Below are 18,317 nucleotides of genomic sequence, written 5' to 3' on the forward strand. Positions count from 1 at the left end.
TCCGACCCGTGACAGGTCCTTTGCTTTCGACTATCGCTTTGCCCATGACATTGCCGACCGACCCTGCCGCCAACCTTGCCGCCCTGATCCGCTGCCCGTCCGTGACGCCCGCCGAAGGCGGCGCGCTTGCCGCGCTGCAGGACATGTTGAAGCCGCTCGGCTTTTCGGTCGAACGGCCAGTCTTCTCGGAAGACGGCACGCCGGACATTGAAAACCTCTATGCGCGGCGCTCGGGCAACGGCCCGCATCTGATGTTTGCCGGCCATACCGATGTGGTGCCGGTGGGCGATGAGGCGGCCTGGACGCATCCACCCTTCGCCGCCGAAATCGCCAATGGCGAGATGTATGGAAGGGGCGCCGTCGACATGAAGGGCGGCATCGCCTGCTTCGTCGCCGCGGTGGCGCGCCATGTGGCCAAGAATGGCGGCCCGAAAGGATCGGTGTCGCTGCTCATCACCGGCGACGAGGAGGGACCGGCCATCAACGGAACCACCAAGCTGCTCGACTGGGCGGCGGCCAAGGGCGAGAAGTGGGACGCCTCGATCGTCGGCGAGCCAACCAATCCGGATGCGCTCGGCGACATGATCAAGATCGGCCGGCGCGGCTCGCTGTCGGGCAGCGTGACCGTGAACGGGCGCCAGGGCCATGCCGCCTATCCGCAGCTCGCCGACAACCCGGTGCGCGGGCTGATGAGCCTGGTCGACGCGCTGCTCCATCCGGTGTTCGACAAGGGAACGAAGGATTTCCAGCCGACCAATCTCGAAGTGACGTCGGTCGATGTCGGCAACCCGGCGACCAACGTCATCCCCGCCAAGGCGACGGCGACGTTCAACATCCGCTTCAACGACAGCTGGGACGCCGAATCGGTGCAGGCCGAAATCCACAACCGGCTCGACCAGGCCGCCGGACGCAAGAAGTACCGGCCGGGCAAGAAGACGCCGGTCGACTACGAGCTTGTCTGGCGCGACCGGCCGAGCCATGTCTTCCTGACCCGCGACGACAGGCTGATCGACACGCTGAGCGGCTCGATCAAAGCCATGGTCGGCAAGACGCCGGCGCTCTCCACCTCCGGGGGCACGTCGGACGCGCGCTTCATCAAGGATTATTGTCCGGTGGTCGAGTTCGGCCTGGTCGGCAAGACCATGCATATGGTGGACGAGCGCGTCGCGCTTGCCGATCTAGAGACGCTGACGCAAATCTACGAACGCTTCATCGAAGACTGGTTCGGACAAGGCCTTTCGTGACCATGCTTTCGGCGGACGAAACCTATGCTTCGCTGGCCGGCGCCTGGCGGCTGATGTTCGGCAGGGCCGACGGGCTGCGCCTGCTCGACCTCTCGGCGGACGGTTTCTGGAATTCCTTCTTCGCCATCATCGTGGCGGCGCCGGCGCTGATCGTCGGCTGGGTCGGGATCGCCAACGAGATCGGCGACCCGGATGCCTTCGCCGGGCGCCTCGGCATGCTGATCCGGTTGGCTACGGTCGATCTCGGCTCCTGGGTGCTGCCGCTGGTGGCGCTGGCGCTGGTCGCGCCGCGCGCCGGCATCGGCGGCCGTTTCGTCCACTATGTCGTCGCGTCCAACTGGACGTCGGCGATCATCGCCTGGCTGATGCTGCCCTCGGCACTGCTCAGGCTCTTCGTGCCCTCCAGCAGCGACGTCGCCAGCCTGGTGTCGCTGGTTCTGTTCGGCCTGTCGATGGTGCTGACCTGGCGCATGACCAACGCAACCATCGGCAAAGGGCCGGCGGTGGGTACGGCCGTGTTCGTCGGCATGTTCATCGCCTCGCTGCTCGTCCTGTTCGGCCTGCAGGCCCTGCTCGGCATCGACATACCGGACAGCACCCGAGGTTGATCCTGCCCGACTGAAAAGGGCTTTCAATTTGTGAGCATGGCGGTATGATAGTTTCATACCATTCTTCGTGGAGGTAATCTATGTCCGCCACCGAAAAACGCACCTTCAGCCTGCCGGCGGAGCAAGCCGCCTTCATCGATCAACTCGTCCGCTCGGGCACCTATGCCACCAGCAGCGAAGTCATCCGCGCGGGGCTTCGCGCCCTTCAGGAGCGCGACGCCGCGGTGGAGCGCTGGCTCCGCGAGGAAGTCGCACCGACCTATGACGCGTTGAGGACAAACCCTGGCAAGGTCATTTCGCCTGCGGAAATGGCCGAGCGGGCGCGCAAACGCCACGAGACACATTCGCAGAAGAAGCCGTGAAGCGCCGAGCCGTCGTCTACTCGCTTGATGCGGGCGACGATCTCGATCGCATCTATACTATTGTTGCTGAAGCCAGCAGCCCCATCACGGCGGACGCCTATGATCGTCGCATAAGGGCGTTCTGCGAGCGTCTCGAACATGGCTCCGAACGCGGCACGCGTCGCGATGACGTGCGGCCGGGCCTTCGTGTCGTCGGGTTTGAACGCCGGGTCGCCGTCGCTTTCATCGTAGAGCCTGAGCGGGTGGTGATTTTGCGCCTGTTCTATGGCGGAACCAACTGGTCGGACGAACTCGCCGGGGACGACGCTGGCTGATCTGGCCTCAGACGTCCTCGGGATAATCCACCCCAACAAGAAACAGCCCGTCCGGCGGGGCTACCTGGCCGCAGGCGGCGCGATCGCGCGCTTCGAGCGCCGCCTTGAGATCGGCGGCGCCCCAAGAGCCGTCGCCGACGCGCCTCAGCGAGCCGACCATCGAGCGAACCTGATTGTGCAGGAAGGAGCGCGCCGAGCTGCGCACCTCGACGAAATCGCCATTACGTCCGACATCGAGGCGGTCAAGCGTGCGGACCGGGCTTTCGGCCTGGCACTGGGTGGAGCGGAAGGTGGTGAAGTCATGCTTTCCAAGCAGCACCTTGGCCGCCTCGTGCATGGCCTCGGCGTCGAGCCGCTTCGGCACCCACCAGACCTTGCCCTTTTCCAGCGCCGCCGGCGCCCGGCGGTTGAGGATACGATAGAGATAGTGGCGGCCGGTGGCGGAAAAGCGCGCGTCGAAACCGTCGGCGACGATGGCAGCTTTCAGGATGACGACGCGCGCGCCTGCCGCCTGCAGATGGGCGTTGACCGCATCGCGCACCTTGTCGCCCGGCCACGCCTTGGCGAGATCGACATGCGCCACCTGGGCGGTGGCGTGCACGCCGGCGTCGGTGCGGCCGGCGGCCCGTATTCTTAGGTCTTCGCCGCAGAACTTCTCGATTGCCTGCTCGATCGCCTGCTGCACCGAGGGCTGATCGGCCTGATGCTGCCAGCCCGCGAACTGGCTGCCGTCATATTCGATATCGAGCCGAAAACGCGGCATGCCAGCTGTGCTTTCGCCTTAGCCTAGGCGGCTAAAGCGGTGAAGGCCGAAGCGTAGACCAGTTTGCCGGTCTCGGGCGCGTCACCCCAGGCCAGGGCCTGCAGCGCCTCGCCCTGATACTCGCTCTCGAAATTCGCGGCGCGGGCATGGGTGTAACCGAAACGGCCGTAATAGGTCGGATCGCCCAGGACGACGGCCAGCGTCTCGCCGGCTTCCTTGAGCCGCACATGCGCCTCGCGGATCAGCGCGCCGCCGATGCCGGTGCCGTGGAAGGAGGGCTCGACCGCCAGCGGCGCCAGCGCGACGGCCGCGAAACGCTTGCCGCCGTTCTGCACGTAAAGCCTGGAAAACAGGATGTGGCCGACGACCTGGCCGTCTTCCTCAGCCACCAGCTCGACGACGGCATCGCCGCCGGTGACCAATGCGTCGACCAGGCCGGCTTCCGCCTGCTGGCCAAAGGCATGCTCTTCGACGAGGCGGATCGCCTCGCGATCCCGCGGCGTCGCCGCGCGTATCGACATCATGCTCATGTGAGTTTCGTTCCTTTTGCGATCTTGGCTCCACGCAGAAACTCCTGCGCGGCGGCAGGCCTTCCGCCCGCCCGTTGAACTTCGACCAGCCTGACCGCGCCCGATCCGCAGGCGACCGTCAGCCGGTCATCGAGAATTCCTCCCGACTCGCCGACGCCCTCCGAGAGCGTCGAGCGAAGCAGTTTCAGCCGCTCCATGCGGCCGCCAATTTCGACCTCGCACCACGCGCCCGGGAAGGGCGAGAGGCCGCGAATGTGATTGTGGACTTCGCCAGAAGGCCGCGTCCAGTCTACGCGTGTCTCCGATTTATCGATCTTTCGGGCGTAGGTCACCCCTTCCGCCGCCTGCGGGGCAAATGTCAGACAATTTATCCCCAACTGCGCGAGCGCCTCGACCATCAGCGAAGCGCCCTGAGCCATCAGGCGGTCATGCAATTCGCCGGCCGTCATATCGGGTGCGATGACGACTTTTTCAACCAATGCTATCGGCCCGGTGTCCAGACCCTCTTCCATCTTCATGATCATCATGCCGGTTTCGGCATCGCCGGCCATGATGGCGCGCTGGATCGGAGCAGCACCACGCCAGCGTGGCAAAAGCGAGGCATGGCCGTTGAGACAGCCGAGCCTTGTCGCCTCCAGGACCGCTTTCGGCAGGAGCAGGCCGTACGCGACGACGACCGCGACATCGGCCTGCAAGCCGGCAAAAGCCTGCTGCTCGGCCTCGCCTTTCAGCGATGAGGGCGTGCGCACTTCGAGCCCCAGCCGTTCGGCTTCGCGCTGCACCGGGGACGGCGTCAATTCCAGACCGCGCCGGCCGGCGGCGCGCGGCGGCTGCGTGTAGACGGCCGCAATCTCATGGCCTGCCTCGGCGACGGCGCGCAGCGTCGGCACGGAAAAATCCGGCGTGCCCATGAAGATGACGCGAAGCGGCATGAGATCCTGCGAATCCTATTTTCCGGTAGGCTCAGTCGCTCGCGCGGCCGGAACGGCCCTAGCCCACCATCTTGCCCGGCGCCTTGTCCTTGGCGAGCTTCTTGAACTTCCGCACCACCATGTCGCGCTTGAGCTTCGAGATGTGATCGATGAACAGCACGCCGTTCAAATGGTCGATCTCGTGCTGCAGGCAGGTGGCCATCAGGCCTTCAGCCTGCATCTCCTGCAATTTGCCGTCGCGGTCGAGATATTTCACCCGCACGGAAGCCGGGCGCTCGACCTCGGCATAATAATCGGGGATCGACAGGCAGCCTTCCTCATAGACCGAGCGCTGGTCGGCGCTTTCGAGGATTTCCGGGTTGATGAAGACATGCGGCTGAGGCGGCTCGCCCTCCTTGGCGAGGTCAATGACCAACAGACGCCGCGGCACGCCGACCTGGATCGCCGCCAAGCCGATGCCGGGCGCGTCATACATGGTCTCCAGCATGTCGTCGGCGAGCTTGCGCAGATCGGCGTCGACGCGCTCGACCGGTTTGGAAACCTGGCGCAGGACGGGATCGGGAAGGATGATGAGCGGCTTGATCGACATGACGTCTCACCTAAGACCTCGCTTGACAAGCGTCAACCGGGGCACCGTTGGCCCGTTCACGTTTTGATCTGTGCCACCCGGCCGAATCGGTTATGCTGCCCAAATGAACGACATGACCTCCATTCTTTCCGAGCCCATCGCGCGCCTCGGCGCCACGACTATCACGCTTGGCCAGGCGCTGGCTTTCGGCGCAATCCTTCTGCTTGCGCTGTTCGTGGCGCTCGTCGTCGCCTTGTGGCGCGCGGCCGGGGCGCGCGCGGCGGCTGCTGCGGAAGCAGCCGACCATGCCCGCGATGCCGAGGCGAGGATGGCCGACATTATGCAGGCGCAAGCCGAGATGCAGGGGCGCATGGGCGCCATCGCCGAAGTGTTCGGCGCGCGGCAGGCCGAGCTTACCCAGTCGCTGGGACAACGGCTCGACGCCATGACCGGCCGCCTCGGCCAGACCATGGCCGAGCAGACCAAGTCGACGCATGAAAGCCTGGCCAAGCTGCAGGAGCGGCTGGCGGTGATCGACACTGCGCAGGGCAACATCCAGTCCTTGGCCGGCCAGGTCGTGCAACTGCAGGCGATCCTCTCCAACAAGCAGACGCGCGGCGCCTTCGGCCAGTCGCGCATGGAAGCGATCGTCGCCGACGGCTTGCCGCATGGCGCCTACGAGTTCCAGGCGAGCCTCTCCAACGGCAGCCGGCCCGACTGCCTGGTGCGGATGCCGAACGGCGCGCCGATGCTCGCCATCGACGCCAAGTTCCCGCTGGAAGCGTGGAACGCCATCCGCGCCGCCGAAGGCGCTGACATGCAGAAGGTTGCGGCGCAGGCGTTCCGGCGCGACATCGAGGTGCATATCCGCGATATCGCCGAAAAATACCTGATCCAGGGCGAGACACAGGACACTGCCTTCATGTTCGTGCCGTCGGAATCGGTGTTCGCGGAAATCCACGAGAATTTCGAGGCGGTGGTGCAGAAGGCGCATCGCGCCCGCGTCGTCATCGTCTCGCCGTCGCTATTGATGCTGTCGATCCAGGTGATCCAGGCGATCCTGAAGGATGCCCGCATGCGCGAGCAGGCGCATCTGATCCAGGGCGAGGTCATCCGGCTGATGGAGGACGTCGCGCGGGTCGACGAGCGGGTGCGCCGGCTGCAGACGCATTTCGGCCAAGCGGCGCGTGACATAGACGACATCCTGGTGTCGACGTCGAAGGTGACCAAGCGGGGCCAGAAGATCGAGGCATTGGAATTCGCCGAGGGCGAGACCGAGGCCGCGCGAAGTGCGGCGCCAAAGGCCGATGCCGGCGCGCGGGTGGCCGATTCAAAGACTGGCCAGCTCAGGCTGCGGGTCGTCGAAGGCGACGAGTAGCCGACGACGGGACCATTGCCAACCTTGTCTCCATGACATTTTTTCGTTGGCACGTTACGGTCTTTTCCGTGCACCATGGGCCGTCTCGTTCTTCGCAAGGCCCTCGCCCATGACCACCCTGCCCGGCATCTTAGACATCCGCGCCGCCGCCGAGCGGCTTTCCGGCCTGATCATCGAAACGCCGCTGATCGAGTCGCCGGAGCTCAACACGCGCCATGGCGGCCGTATCCTGTTCAAGCCTGAAACGCTGCAGCGCACCGGCTCCTTCAAGATCCGCGGCGCCTATAACAAGCTGTCGTCGCTCAGCGAGGAAGAGCGCGGCCGCGGGGTCGTGGCCTTCTCCTCCGGCAACCATGCGCAAGGGGTGGCGGCTTCGGCCGCCATGTTCGGCGTCAAGGCGGTGATCGCCATGCCGGCCGATGCACCGGCCATGAAGGTTGGCAATGTCCGCAGGATGGGCGCCGAAGTGGTGACGTTCGACCGCTTCAAGGAGGATCGCATGACGGTCGTGCGCCCCTATATCGAACAAGGCATGGCGCTGGTGCCGCCCTTCGACGATCCGGCCATCATCGCCGGCCAAGGCACGATCGGGCTGGAATTGATGCGGCAGGCCAAGGTGCTCGGCGTGACCCTCGACGCCGTCATCGTGCCTTGCGGCGGCGGCGGCCTGTCGAGCGGCATCTCGGTCGCGGTCAAGGACGCCTCGCCGCACACGCAAGTCTGGGCCGTCGAGCCCCAGCATTTCGACGACACGCGCCGTTCGCTGGCCAAGGGCGAAAGGGTCGCAAACGAGCCCGGCCACAGCTCGATCTGCGATGCGCTGCTCACCGCGGAGCCCGGCGCCATCACCTTCGAGATCAACCGAAAAAATCTCGCCGGCGCCATCGCCGTCTCCGACGCGGCCGCCGCCCAGGCAATGCGCGACGCCATGGCCTATCTCAAGCTGGTGGTCGAGCCCGGCGGCTGCGTCGCGCTGGCCGCGCTGTCATCCGGCGAGATCGACCTCGCCGGCAAATGCGTGGCCGTGGTGCTGTCCGGCGGCAATGTCGATTTCGGCACTTATGCGGAGATCATGGCGGCTGCTTAGCGCCGCGGCCTGCACGCGAGAATCGTTGTGATCCTTCGCGCCCCCGTCTGTCCTGCCAGCCTTAGGCTTTTGTGCGCAAGATTTTCCGTGATTTCAATCCAGCGTGCGCCTGAATCGCACCAGCGCTACGCCGGCAAACAGCGCCACGAACACAACCAGCCAGCCGACTTCCGTCGCCACGGCCGGCAGCTCGGCGCCCTTCAGCATGACCGCGCGGGTGATGCGCAGGAAATGCGTCAGCGGAAAGATCTCGCCGAAAGTCTGCGCCCAACCCGGCATGCCGCGATAGGGGAACATGAAGCCCGACAGCATGATCGAGGGCAGGAAGAAGAAGAAGGTGAGCTGCAGCGCCTGCATCTGCGTGCGGGCGATCGTCGAGATCGTGTAGCCGAGCAGCACCAGCGACAGCACGAAAACAAGCACGGTCGAGAGCAGCAGCGACAGCGAGCCCATGAAAGGAATAGCAAACAGAAGCTTCGCCGCAGCCAGCACCACCACCACCTGCACCGCGCCCACCACCAGATAGGGTAGCACCTTGCCCAGCATGATCTCCAGCGGGCTCGACGGCATGGCCAGAAGATTTTCCATCGTGCCGCGCTCGGTCTCGCGCGTCAGCGCGATCGAGGTCATCATCACCATCGTCATCTGCAGGATGACGCCGAGCAGGCCGGGCACGATGTTGTATTGCGAGATGCCTTCGGGGTTGTAGCGCCGGTGCACGACGACGTCGAGCTGGCCGCGCGCCGCCTCCTTGGCGGTTTCCTCGGTACCCTGCGCCCTGAGCAGCGCCTGGCCGGCGACGGTGCTGAGCGTCGAGATCGCGCCGCTGGCCACCGCCGGATCGGTGGCGTCGGCCTCGATCAGGATCTGCGGGTTGTCGCCACGCTCGACGCGGCGCGCGAAATCGGCGGGAATGGTGACGACGAAGGAGACGTCGCCGCGCGCCATCAGGAACTCGGCTTCCTCGGCACTTTGCGCGACGTGGTCGAAGCGGTAGTAGCCGGTGGTTTGCAGGGCCGAAACCATGGCCCGCGTGTAAGGATCGCTGCTGGTCGCCACGAGTGCTGCCGGCAGGCTCTTCGGGTCGTTGTTGATCGCATAGCCGAACAGCACCAGCTGGATCAGCGGCACGCCGAGCATCATGGCGAAGGTGATGCGGTCGCGCCGCATCTGGATGAATTCCTTGATCAGCAGCGCGCCCAGCCTAGCGAAGGAGAAGACCGCGTTCATGCCATATTGTCCTTCGAGCCGGACATGAACTGGATGAACACATCCTCGAGGCTGGTCTCGCCTGGCTTCACCGTGACGCCCTCATGCTCCTTCTCGACATCGGCGAGCGCCTTTTCGAGCGCCGCCTTGTCGGAGCCGACGACATGAAGCGTGGCGCCGAACGGCGCAACCTGGTCCACGCCGGGGCGGCCTTGCAGCGCCTGGGCCACCAGGTCGAGCCGGGGCCCCTGCAGCACGAAGGTGGTCAGCCCGGCATTCTTCACCACCTCGTCCACCGTGCCGGTGGCGAGCATCTTGCCGTAGGAGATGTAGCTGATGCGGTGGCAGCGCTCGGCCTCGTCCATATAGTGGGTGGAGACGAGCACGGTGAGCCCGCCGCCGGCCAGCCGATGGATCTCGTCCCAGAACTCGCGCCGCGCCTTGGGATCGACGCCGGCCGTCGGCTCGTCGAGCAGAAGCAGCTTCGGCTCGTGCATGATGCAGGCAGCCAGCGCCAGCCGCTGCTTCCAGCCGCCGGAAAGCGTGCCGGCCAGCTGGTTGCGGCGGCTCGTCAGGCCGAGATCCCGAAGCGTGCGCGAGACATACTCTTCGACCGGCTTCAGCCGGTAGAGCCGCGCCACGAATTCGAGGTTCTCGCCGATCGTCAGATCCTCGTAGAACGAGAATTTCTGCGTCATGTAGCCGACTTCACGCTTGATCTTGAGCGCATCGGTGCGGATGTCGAAGCCCAGCACCGTGCCGTCGCCCTCGTCCGGCGTCAAAAGCCCGCACATGATGCGGATGGTCGTGGTCTTGCCCGAGCCGTTCGGCCCGAGGAAGCCGACGATCTCGCCCTCGGCAACCGTCATCGTCACATGGTCGACGACGGTCTTGTCGCCGAAGCGCTTGACCAAGCCGCGGACGTCGATGACGTTCATTGCCCGAGATCCGCCCCGATGTCGGCCAGGTCGACATCGACGATCTGGCCGGGCTGCAAGGGTCCCGCATCGCCCTCCGGTCGGGCCTCGACGAGATAGACCAGCTTCTGCCGGTTCTCGAGCGAGTAGATCACCGGCGGCGTGAATTCGGGATCGGGCGAGACATAGCTGACGCGCGCCTTGAGCCTCGCCCCGCAACCGTCGCAATGGACGTTGAGCTCGGTGCCGACCTTGACGGACGAAAACGCGCTTTCGGGCACATAGACGCTGAGCTTCACGGCGCCGTCGGGCAGCATCGAGATCACCGGCGCGGTCGGCCCGGCCGTGTCGCCGGGATTGCGGATGACGTCGCTGACGCGGCCGGGCGAGGGCGCGGTCAGCACCCGCTTCGACAGCCGCCACTCGGCCTGCTGCAAGCTCGACTGCGCCTGCTTGGCCTGGTTGTCGGCTGCCTTGATGGTCTCGGGCCGCGCCGGCAGGTTGCCGACGGCAAGATTGGCCTCCGCCTGGCCGACCTGGGCATTGGCGGTCTCCAGCGAGGCCGAGGCGGTGTCGTAATCCGCCTGGGTGCCGGTGCCGCGCTTATAGAGGTCGCTGGCGCGGTCGTATTTGCGCTTGGCGTCCGCCGCCTGGGCCTTGGCCATGTCGACCTCGGCCTTCAGCACGGCGATCTCCTCGGGACGCTTGCCGACCTGCAGATCGGCAAGCTGCGCCTGGGCCTGCGCGAGCGCGGCCTTAGCCTGCGCCACCTCGATCTTGGCATCGGCGTCTTCCAGCGTCGCCACCGCCGTGCCGGTCTCGACGCGGTCGCCGCGCCTCACAGTCACCGTCGCCACCTGTGCCACTTCGATCGGCGCCATCAGCACATATTCGCCTTCGACATAGCCGACCGCGAGCGGGGCTGCTGGCGCGCAGGCGCCGAACAGCTGGGCCGCGAGCGGCAGCGAACAGAGAAAGCTCATGATTTGCCCTTCTTGCCGGCGCGTGGATCGCGCGCCGCCAGCATTGCCCTGAGATTGCCGGTGGTGGCCGCCACTACCTTGGCGGCCTCGTCATTGCCGATCTCGCGCCAGCCCATGCGGCGCATCACCGCCTCGCGGCCGATGCGGAAATAGATGACCTGGCCGATTATGGTGAAGACTGTGAGCTTGGTCGCTTCGCTCTCGGCCGGCTCGCCGGTCGCCTGTTCCCAGATCTGACACAGGCGCCGGTGCGTCGGCTCGAACACGCCGGCATAGATGCGGTCGAGCGCGGCGGTCGGATGCGAGAGCTCGCGAAGCACGAATTGTACGATCTCGCCGGCCTGCGGACTGACGACCACGAAGCCCACCATCCGCTCCAGGGCCGCAAAGAGCTGTGCCCGCGCGGCTTCCGGGTTTGCCGGAGCGGCCGCCTGGGTTGCGCCTAGCGCCTGGCCGGCGATGCCCTGGATGGTCTCGACGATGAAGTCGGCGGCGGCGGCGCGCAGGCCTTCCTTGCCACCGAAATGATAGGCGATGGAGCCGATATTGGCTTTGGCTTCGGCCGCGATCTCGCGCGTCGAGGTGCCGTCGAAACCTTGCCGCCCGAACAGCTTGAGTGCCGCACGCACCAGCGCCGCGCGTGTCTGCTCGGCGGTGGTCGCCTCGCGCTGCTGCCTTTTCGGGTCCGGTTGCCTCTTCATGCCGCAAGTTTAATCAATCGATTGATTAAAGTCAAATTTGACCTCCGAGCCGGCTTGCCTTCCTGGCCCTCACAGGCTTTAGTGCGCGGCCATGGGCAAGGAAGTCGAGCGCAAGTTCCTGGTCTCCAGTTCCGCCTGGCGCGGCAAGGTCGAGGCGGAAATCCGCATTCGCCAGTTCTACGTCGCCGCCCAGCCCGGCCGCACGGTGCGTGTGCGCATCAGCGACGGACGCTCCGCCAAGCTGACGCTGAAGTTCGGCGACAGGGCGCGCGAGCGCGACGAGTTCGAATATCCCATCCCGCTTGCCGAGGCCGAGGAATTGATGGCCTTTGCCGTCGGGCGTGTCATCGAGAAGACACGCCACCATGTTAGACACCGCGGCTATCTCTATGAAGTCGATGTTTTCGGCGGAAAGCTCGCGGGGTTGGTGATCGCGGAGCTGGAGACGCCGGAGGACGTATCTGACGAAATGCTGCCCGACTGGCTCGGTCGCGAGGTCACCGGCGAGTCGAGATTCTACAACGCATCGCTGGCCCTCGGGGGGATTCCGGAGATCGCCGCATGAGCTTCCGCATCGATCCGCGCTTGCCGCTGACCGGCGAGGTCAGGCGCATATTGGCCGACGAGATCGGCAAGGCAATCGGCCATCTCGAGATGGCGCGCGAGAAGCCGGAGCAGGGCCTGCACAAATGCCGCAAGCGGTTGAAGAGCGTACGCGCCTTGCTGCGCCTGGTTCGTTCCGGAGACGAACCGTTCTGCCAGACCGAAAACGAATGTTATAAGCAGGTTTCGGCGCTGCTGGCCGGCCCGCGGGAGGCGACCGCGCTCATCGAAACCGTCGACCGCCTGGCCGATGCCTTTCCGGAGCAATCGGCCGACGGCGGTCTCGAGGCCGTGCGCGAGCGGCTGGTGCTGCGCCAGCACGAGCTCCATGCCGGTCCCGGCCTCGATGCCGCCATCAATGCTGCGATCTCCGCCTGCCGGGAGGGCTTGGAGCGCATCGACCGGCTCGCTCTGCCCGATCAGCCGGAGCAGGCCGCCGACATATTGGCCGACGGCGCTCGCGCCACCTTGCGGCGCGCGAAGAAGGCGCTGGACAAGGCGGAATCGCGCGGCGAGCCCGATGACTTTCACGACCTGCGCAAGGCTGCCAAGACGCATTCCATGCATCTGTCGCTGCTCGGTCGCCTGTGGCCGACGCCGATCAAGGCGCGCCGCAAGGGGGTCGACAGGCTCGGCGAATTGCTCGGCGAATTGCACGACGTGTTCGTCATGCGCGCCCTGCTCGATGCCGAGGGCGAGCCGCTCGGCCCGTCTGATGAGACTAGGCTCCTGCGCAAGCTCTTGAAGCGTTCGGAAAAGAGCCTCAGCAAGGCCTGCCTCGCCGACGCCGCCGGGCTGTTCGGCGACAGCCCGAAGCGCTCGGCCAAAAGACTCGCCCGCAAGGTACGCGACGACCTCGCGGCGCCGCAGGAAGAGGCGAAGGCGGCGTAGTGCCAGCCTTCCCCTTCCCCCCTTGTGGGGGAAGGTGGCCGCGAAGCGGCCGGATGAGGGGTGCTCCAGGGAATGAGGCGTTGGCGATTGCGGCTTTGGACGAGCGCTTCCGCCAAGCTGGAACACCCCTCATCCGTCTCGGCGCTGCGCGCCGATCCACCTTCTCCCACAAGGGGGAGAAGGGGGCGCAGCGCTACGCCGGCAGCGCTCGTCTCTCCATCGCCGCCCTTGCCCCCGCATCCCTCGGATGCGGCCCGATCGGCATGATCGCGGGAAACGGCGTCGCGCCGAAAGCGAAGGTCCATTTGTAGCCGGTGAGCTGGTCCTCGGGCGTGGTATGCTGGTCGTGATGGGCTAGCAGCCTGGCGCGTTCGGCGAGTTCATCGGCCTCGCGCCGCAGCATCTCCGCCGTTTGCGGCCGCATGCGCCGGGAAAAGCTGATAAAGGTCGCGGCTTGCTCCATGTGGCCGATCGCCCAGCCGATGAAGTTCTTGTTGGTCATCTCGAAATGCGGCTTCAGCGGCCCCTCGAAATCCCACTGGATCGGGGTGTCGACCAGCAGCCTTGCCGACAGGCCGCGCCCCAGCGCCACCAGCCCGAGCTCCTCGAGGTCGCGCAAATAGAGGAACATCGAGGCTTCGCTCAGGCCTTGCGAGCGCATGATTCCTTCGGCCGTGAATTTCTCCGACAGCATGATGAAGACGAAGAGCAGCGCCGGTCGCGCCGCCAGGCGGCGCTCGATCTCCGGCGCGACGCGGTTGGCAGGACCCGGCCCGCGGTTCATCGCGCCGAGCACGTTCTCCAGCTCGACATCGGCCGCGGCGCAGATCTCCATCAGCCGGTCGAGCTTGCAGTTCTTCTCATGGAAGATGCGCTTCACCGTCGGCTCGGAAACACCCATGCGTTCGGCCAGCGTCCGGTAGGTCAGGCCCTTGGCCTTCAGCGTCCGTTTCAGCGCCTCGAAGATCGGGCCGTTCATGGAATGCACCTCGTTCGCGCGTATTCGTATCGAATTCCGATACTAGTGTCGATCCAACTTTCCGAAAAGTATCAAAGAATCTAGCTCTCCCTCATCGCCACAGGAGAGCACCCATGAAACATCTTATCGCCTCAACCATCGTCGCAACTGTTGCTGTGTCGGCTGCGCAGGCCGGCGAACTCTGGCGTGCCACCGGCTTCGAGCAGCCGGAATCGGCGCTTGTCGATGCCGCCCATAACCGCATCGTCGTCTCCAACATCGTCGGCAATCCCGGGGCGGCGGACGGCAATGGCTACCTGTCACTCCTGTCGATGGACGGCAAGCTCATCGCCCGCCACTGGGCAGACGGCATGGACGCGCCCAAGGGCATGGCGATCGCTGGTGACAAGCTCTATGCCGCCGACATTACCAAGGTACGCGTCGTCGATCTCGCCAGCGGCAAGTTGGTCGAGACCATCGATGTCCCGGGCGCCGTTTTCCTCAACGATATGACTGAGGATAGCGCAGGCAAGGTCTATGTCAGCGACATGCTGGCCGACGCGATCTACCGCATCGACGGCGACAGGCCGGAGCCGTTCGCCAAGGACCCGCTGCTCGCCTCGCCAAACGGCGTGTTCGCGGATGGCGGCAGGCTGATCGTCGCCTCCTGGGGCAAGGGCATCAACAAGACCGATTTCAGCACCGCCAAGCCCGGCGGCCTGCTGTCGGTCGACCTTGCCACGAAGAAGGTCACGCCGCTGCCCGGCGCTCAAGAATTCGCCGATCTCGACGGCGTCATCGCCATGGGCGACACCATCTACGCCACCGCCTACATGACCGGCACGCTCTACAGCTACAAGCCCGGTGGCGCGCCGACGATGATAGCGCAGTTCAAGCCGGGCAGCGCCGACATCGGCACGGACGGCAAGGCGACCATCTACGTGCCGCTGATGGGCGAGGGCGAGGTAGCGGCGCTGTCGCTGGATTGAGCATGCCGAAGTGAATAGCGTCGCGTTCCTTGACACCCCCTCTGCCCAGCGGGACAGAGGGGGGTGCTGTCCCACTGATGTTCCGGATCTCGGCACTCGCGGCGGCTGGCATTGGACCGGCCATATCGACGGCGCTGCCATCTGGTTACGCCGCTCGCTCCGCGATATCGGGCTGCCATGAGCGAAGCCGTGAAGACATCCAGCCTGACCGGCGCCGTTTCGCCGACGATCCCGGTGCTCATATGCGCGCTGGCGATCTTGCTTTTGTCCGGCATGGACGCGGCCATGAAGTCGCTAACCATCGCGGTCGGCGTCTACAACACGCTGCTGTGGCGCAGCTTGGTTGCCACCTTGGTCGCGAGCGCGGCCTGGTCGGCGGGGCCGCGCTCGAAGCCGGCCCTTCCGGTGCTGGGCCTTCATGCGCTGCGCGCCGCGATCGTCGGCATTGTCCTGGTCTTGTTCTTCTGGGGCCTGGCCAGGCTGCCGATCGCCGAGGCGATCGGGCTGAGCTTCGTCGCGCCGCTGTTTGCGCTTTTCCTCGCCGCATTACTGCTGGGCGAACGTATAAGGCGGCAAGCGGTCTGGGCGTCGCTGGCCGGCATGGCGGGTGTCGCGATCATCCTGGCCGGCCAGTTCGGGGCTGCAAGCCATTCGCAGGATGCCCTGCTCGGCACGGCCGCGGTGCTCGCATCGACGGTGTTCTATGCCTACAATCTGATCCTCTCCCGGCAACAGGCGCTGCTGGCCAAACCGGTCGAGATCATGCTGTTCCAGAACCTCTTCGTCACGATCATGCTCGGCCTCGCCGCGCCCTGGCTCGCGGTTGCGCTGCCGAGCAATCTCTGGCTTCCCTTGGCCGGGGTAGCGCTGCTGTCGCTTGCCGGGCAATTCCTGATGAGCTGGTCCTACGCCCGTGCCGAAGCGCAATATCTGATCCCGACCGAATACTCGGCCTTCATCTGGGCGATCGCGCTTGGCTGGTTCTTCTTCGGCGAGAAGGTGGCCTGGACCACGCTGGCGGGCGCATGTCTCATCGTCGCCGGCTGCCTGATCGCCGCACGCGCCAACCCGAAGCTTGCCGAGCCGATCGAAGCGACCGTTTGAACAGGGCGCTTACGCCATCTCCGCTTTTCGGTCCAGTTGCGCCCGTGCGTCACGGATCGAGGCTGCATAGGTCACCAGCGGCCGCTTGACGCCGTGGCTTATCAAGGTGCGCCTGACTTGCGACGAGGCGCCCACGATAATGAAGCGTCCTCCGGCGCGCCTGGCCTTGTGCACGGTGCTTTCGATGACGTTTGCCGCGGTCGAATCGAGGAAGGGCACCGCCGTGCAATCGAGGATGAAGTTCCTGCGCTGGTCGGCGATACGGTCCAGCACCGTGGCGACCGTTGCCGCAGCGCCGAAGAAGAAGGCGCCGGAGATGCGGTAGATGACGGTGTCCGGATCGGTGGCGGCGGCGAGGTCATAGGCAACGCGCCCGCCATTTGCGTCGTCGGCGCGGTCCTCCGTGACCGACGGGACGTGCGCCTCCACCTCGACGGAGCGCGCCATGCGGCTGATGAACAGCAGCGCGCCTAGCGCAAAGCCGATCACGATGCCGGTGGTGAGGTCGCGGAAGATGACGAGTCCGAAGGTGACCAGAAGCACCAGGGCATCGCCCCAGGACGATCGGATCAGCGCCAGGAAGGCTGGTTTCTCCACCATGTTCCAGGCCACCGTGGCCAGCACCCCGGCAAGCGCCGCCAGTGGGATATAGCTGGCAAGCGGCGCAGCCACCAGCATGAACAGCAGCAGGAAGGCGGAATGGAACATCCCCGACAACGGTCCATGCGCGCCGGAGCGGATGTTGGTTGCCGTGCGCGCGATCAGTCCGGTCACGCAGATCCCGCCGAAGAGCGCCGAGCCGATATTGGCGATGCCCTGCGCCACCAGTTCGCAGTTGGAACGGTGCCGTCGGCCGGTCATACCGTCCGCGACCACCGCGGAAAGCAGCGATTCGATCGCTCCCAACAGCGCGAAGGAAATTGCATCGGGTATTACGGAGAGGAGCTTCTGCGTATCGAGCGCCGGTAGAGTCGGGTCCGGCAACATCCGCGGAATGCCGCCGAATTGCGTGCCGATCGTCTCGACGGGAAGACCAAGAGCCGTCGCGGCCAGCGACGCCGCGGCGACCGCGATCAGCAGGCCCGGCCAGGAGGGCCGCCAGCGCTTCATGGCCACGATGATGCCTATGGTGAGCACGGCGAGAGCAATGGCCGCCGGATTTGCCGTCCCCGCTGCCTTGCCGAGCGCGATAAGCCGCGGCAGCAGGTCGCCTGGCTCCTTGTCCGGCAGCGTCAGACCGAACATGTCGTGCAACTGGCTGGACAGGATGATGACGGCGATGCCGGCTGTGAAACCGACCGTCACCGGATACGGGATGAATTTTACGTAGGCGCCGAGCCTCAGATAACCGGCCGCGATCAGGAAGACACCGGCCATGAGCATTGCCAGGATCAGTCCGTCGATGCCGTGCCGGTCGACCGTCGAGGCAACGACCACGATGAAGGCGCCGGCCGGCCCGCCGATCTGGAACCGGCTGCCGCCAAGTGCGCCGACGACAAAGCCGCCGATAATCGCCGTAAACAGTCCGCGCTCGGGTTCCACATGCGAGGCGATCGCGATCGCCATCGACAGCGGCAGCGCCACGATGGCGACCGTCAGCCCGGCGATCACATCCGCCCTCAGCTGCTTGAGGTGATAGCCTTCGCGCAGCACAGTCACCAGCTTTGGTGTGAACAGCTCGGCGAATGTCGGCCGTGTTTGGTGGTGAATTGCCCGCCGCGCCTGATCCATAAACTGCTTCCGCTCCACAGGGCGGCGGGATCGTCGGCTGCATGTCGGCGGTCGCCGTCGCGTTGCGACGCTGCATCGCGCTGCCCGAAAACCGGCAGCGGTTCCGGGGCGGGTGCAGTTGCGGCTCAGCCCTGCGGGTTCTGCGCCACGATGGCCTTGAGGCGTACGCCCCTGCCGCCGCGTTCGCTGGTCTGGTTCTCGCCGATCAATTCCACCCCGACCTCATCGAGGGCCTGGATGACCTTCATCAGCGTGTCGACGACGCCCCGCACGACGCCCTCGCTCGCTTCCATACGCTGTATCGTCGGAAGCGAAACTCCGGCGCGCTCGGCAAGCGTTCGCTGGTCGATACCGGCCAACGCTCTTGCGGCGCGCATCTGCGCAGCAGTGATCATCGGCCAGAACCTATGTCTGAGTCTGCGGTGTCAATGGATAATATAAACAT

At 65.5% G+C, this 18,317-nt stretch carries 20 protein-coding genes and 1 pseudogene; 10 read left to right on the forward strand and 11 right to left on the reverse strand.

Translation table 11 applies throughout. The features are described 5' to 3' along the window. The first annotated feature begins 44 nt into the window (after positions 1-44). The 4 genes from dapE (at position 45) to FJW06_RS24710 (ending at position 2,528) form a co-directional block, all read left to right on the forward strand. Positions 45-1,244, forward strand: a complete 1,200-nt coding sequence (gene dapE / locus FJW06_RS24695) for a succinyl-diaminopimelate desuccinylase (protein ID WP_140755426.1) — start codon at positions 45-47, stop codon at positions 1,242-1,244. A gap of 2 nt (positions 1,245-1,246) precedes the next feature. After that, positions 1,247-1,852, forward strand: a complete 606-nt coding sequence (locus FJW06_RS24700) for a transporter (protein WP_140755486.1) — start codon at positions 1,247-1,249, stop codon at positions 1,850-1,852. 80 nt (positions 1,853-1,932) lie between these two features. Further along, positions 1,933-2,214, forward strand: a complete 282-nt coding sequence (locus FJW06_RS24705; protein ID WP_140755428.1) for a type II toxin-antitoxin system ParD family antitoxin — start codon at positions 1,933-1,935, stop codon at positions 2,212-2,214. Further along, positions 2,211-2,528: a type II toxin-antitoxin system RelE/ParE family toxin gene (locus tag FJW06_RS24710; protein WP_140755430.1), complete on the forward strand. Its 318-nt coding sequence runs from the start codon at positions 2,211-2,213 to the stop codon at positions 2,526-2,528. The genes FJW06_RS24705 and FJW06_RS24710 overlap by 4 nt, the downstream gene beginning before the upstream one ends. 7 nt (positions 2,529-2,535) lie before the next feature. Here FJW06_RS24710 and truA read toward each other — a convergent pair whose 3' ends face one another. The 4 genes from truA to def are packed head-to-tail and all read right to left on the reverse strand — an operon-like array spanning position 2,536 to position 5,342. Next, positions 2,536-3,291 (reverse strand): tRNA pseudouridine(38-40) synthase TruA, encoded by a 756-nt coding sequence (truA, locus tag FJW06_RS24715; RefSeq protein WP_140755432.1) that lies wholly within the window; start codon positions 3,289-3,291, stop codon positions 2,536-2,538. 23 nt (positions 3,292-3,314) lie between these two features. Further along, positions 3,315-3,821, reverse strand: a complete 507-nt coding sequence (locus FJW06_RS24720; protein ID WP_140755434.1) for an N-acetyltransferase — start codon at positions 3,819-3,821, stop codon at positions 3,315-3,317. Beyond that, on the reverse strand, positions 3,818-4,753 hold the full coding sequence (gene fmt, locus FJW06_RS24725) for a methionyl-tRNA formyltransferase (RefSeq protein ID WP_140755436.1): 936 nt from the start codon (positions 4,751-4,753) through the stop codon (positions 3,818-3,820). Before fmt ends, FJW06_RS24720 begins: the two co-directional genes overlap by 4 nt. A 58-nt stretch (positions 4,754-4,811) precedes the next feature. After that, positions 4,812-5,342: a peptide deformylase gene (gene def, locus FJW06_RS24730; RefSeq protein ID WP_140755438.1), complete on the reverse strand. Its 531-nt coding sequence runs from the start codon at positions 5,340-5,342 to the stop codon at positions 4,812-4,814. Between the two features lie 103 nt (positions 5,343-5,445). On the opposite strand from def, the gene FJW06_RS24735 reads away from it, so the two are divergent. Together FJW06_RS24735 and FJW06_RS24740 are read left to right on the forward strand one after the other, a co-directional pair. Next, the gene (locus FJW06_RS24735) at positions 5,446-6,699 is read left to right on the forward strand and encodes a DNA recombination protein RmuC (RefSeq protein WP_140755440.1); all 1,254 of its coding nucleotides are present in this window, start codon (positions 5,446-5,448) and stop codon (positions 6,697-6,699) included. A gap of 109 nt (positions 6,700-6,808) precedes the next feature. Beyond that, positions 6,809-7,786, forward strand: a complete 978-nt coding sequence (locus FJW06_RS24740) for a threonine/serine dehydratase (RefSeq protein WP_140755442.1) — start codon at positions 6,809-6,811, stop codon at positions 7,784-7,786. 93 nt (positions 7,787-7,879) lie between these two features. On the opposite strand, the gene FJW06_RS24745 is transcribed toward FJW06_RS24740, so the two are convergent. The 4 genes and pseudogenes from FJW06_RS24745 to FJW06_RS24760 all read right to left on the reverse strand — a co-directional run bounded on the left by FJW06_RS24745 (position 7,880) and on the right by FJW06_RS24760 (position 11,596). Beyond that, positions 7,880-9,016, reverse strand: coding sequence for an ABC transporter permease (locus tag FJW06_RS24745; protein WP_140755444.1), 1,137 nt, complete (start codon positions 9,014-9,016; stop codon positions 7,880-7,882). Beyond that, positions 9,013-9,924 (reverse strand): annotated as a pseudogene (locus FJW06_RS24750) (ABC transporter ATP-binding protein); the annotation flags it as partial. The pseudogene FJW06_RS24750 and the gene FJW06_RS24745, both read right to left, overlap by 4 nt. Before the next feature lie 5 nt (positions 9,925-9,929). Then, positions 9,930-10,895 (reverse strand): HlyD family efflux transporter periplasmic adaptor subunit, encoded by a 966-nt coding sequence (locus tag FJW06_RS24755; protein WP_140755448.1) that lies wholly within the window; start codon positions 10,893-10,895, stop codon positions 9,930-9,932. Further along, positions 10,892-11,596 (reverse strand): DUF1956 domain-containing protein, encoded by a 705-nt coding sequence (locus FJW06_RS24760; protein ID WP_140755450.1) that lies wholly within the window; start codon positions 11,594-11,596, stop codon positions 10,892-10,894. Before FJW06_RS24760 ends, FJW06_RS24755 begins: the two co-directional genes overlap by 4 nt. A 91-nt stretch (positions 11,597-11,687) precedes the next feature. Here FJW06_RS24760 and FJW06_RS24765 point away from each other — a divergent pair, with 91 nt between their 5' ends. Continuing rightward, entirely contained in the window at positions 11,688-12,161 is a 474-nt protein-coding gene (locus FJW06_RS24765; protein WP_140755452.1) for a CYTH domain-containing protein, read from the forward strand. Continuing rightward, the gene (locus FJW06_RS24770; RefSeq protein WP_140755454.1) at positions 12,158-13,090 is read left to right on the forward strand and encodes a CHAD domain-containing protein; all 933 of its coding nucleotides are present in this window, start codon (positions 12,158-12,160) and stop codon (positions 13,088-13,090) included. Before FJW06_RS24765 ends, FJW06_RS24770 begins: the two co-directional genes overlap by 4 nt. 193 nt (positions 13,091-13,283) lie before the next feature. Here FJW06_RS24770 and FJW06_RS24775 read toward each other — a convergent pair whose 3' ends face one another. After that, complete coding sequence (locus tag FJW06_RS24775) at positions 13,284-14,069, reverse strand: helix-turn-helix transcriptional regulator (RefSeq protein ID WP_140755456.1); 786 nt, start codon at positions 14,067-14,069, stop codon at positions 13,284-13,286. 113 nt (positions 14,070-14,182) lie between these two features. Here FJW06_RS24775 and FJW06_RS24780 point away from each other — a divergent pair, with 113 nt between their 5' ends. Together FJW06_RS24780 and FJW06_RS24785 are read left to right on the forward strand one after the other, a co-directional pair. Then, positions 14,183-15,037 carry an ATP/GTP-binding protein gene (locus FJW06_RS24780; RefSeq protein WP_140755458.1) on the forward strand — a complete coding sequence of 285 codons (855 nt, stop codon included), beginning with the start codon at positions 14,183-14,185 and terminating at the stop codon, positions 15,035-15,037. A gap of 177 nt (positions 15,038-15,214) precedes the next feature. Further along, the gene (locus tag FJW06_RS24785; RefSeq protein ID WP_140755460.1) at positions 15,215-16,141 is read left to right on the forward strand and encodes a DMT family transporter; all 927 of its coding nucleotides are present in this window, start codon (positions 15,215-15,217) and stop codon (positions 16,139-16,141) included. A gap of 9 nt (positions 16,142-16,150) precedes the next feature. Here FJW06_RS24785 and FJW06_RS24790 read toward each other — a convergent pair whose 3' ends face one another. After that, the gene (locus FJW06_RS24790; RefSeq protein WP_140755462.1) at positions 16,151-17,872 is read right to left on the reverse strand and encodes a SulP family inorganic anion transporter; all 1,722 of its coding nucleotides are present in this window, start codon (positions 17,870-17,872) and stop codon (positions 16,151-16,153) included. 125 nt (positions 17,873-17,997) lie between these two features. Further along, positions 17,998-18,267 (reverse strand): helix-turn-helix transcriptional regulator, encoded by a 270-nt coding sequence (locus FJW06_RS24795; protein ID WP_067328683.1) that lies wholly within the window; start codon positions 18,265-18,267, stop codon positions 17,998-18,000. Positions 18,268-18,317 lie beyond the last annotated feature (50 nt).

This window comes from Mesorhizobium sp. B4-1-3 (assembly GCF_006439355.1).
Lineage (GTDB): Bacteria > Pseudomonadota > Alphaproteobacteria > Rhizobiales > Rhizobiaceae > Mesorhizobium.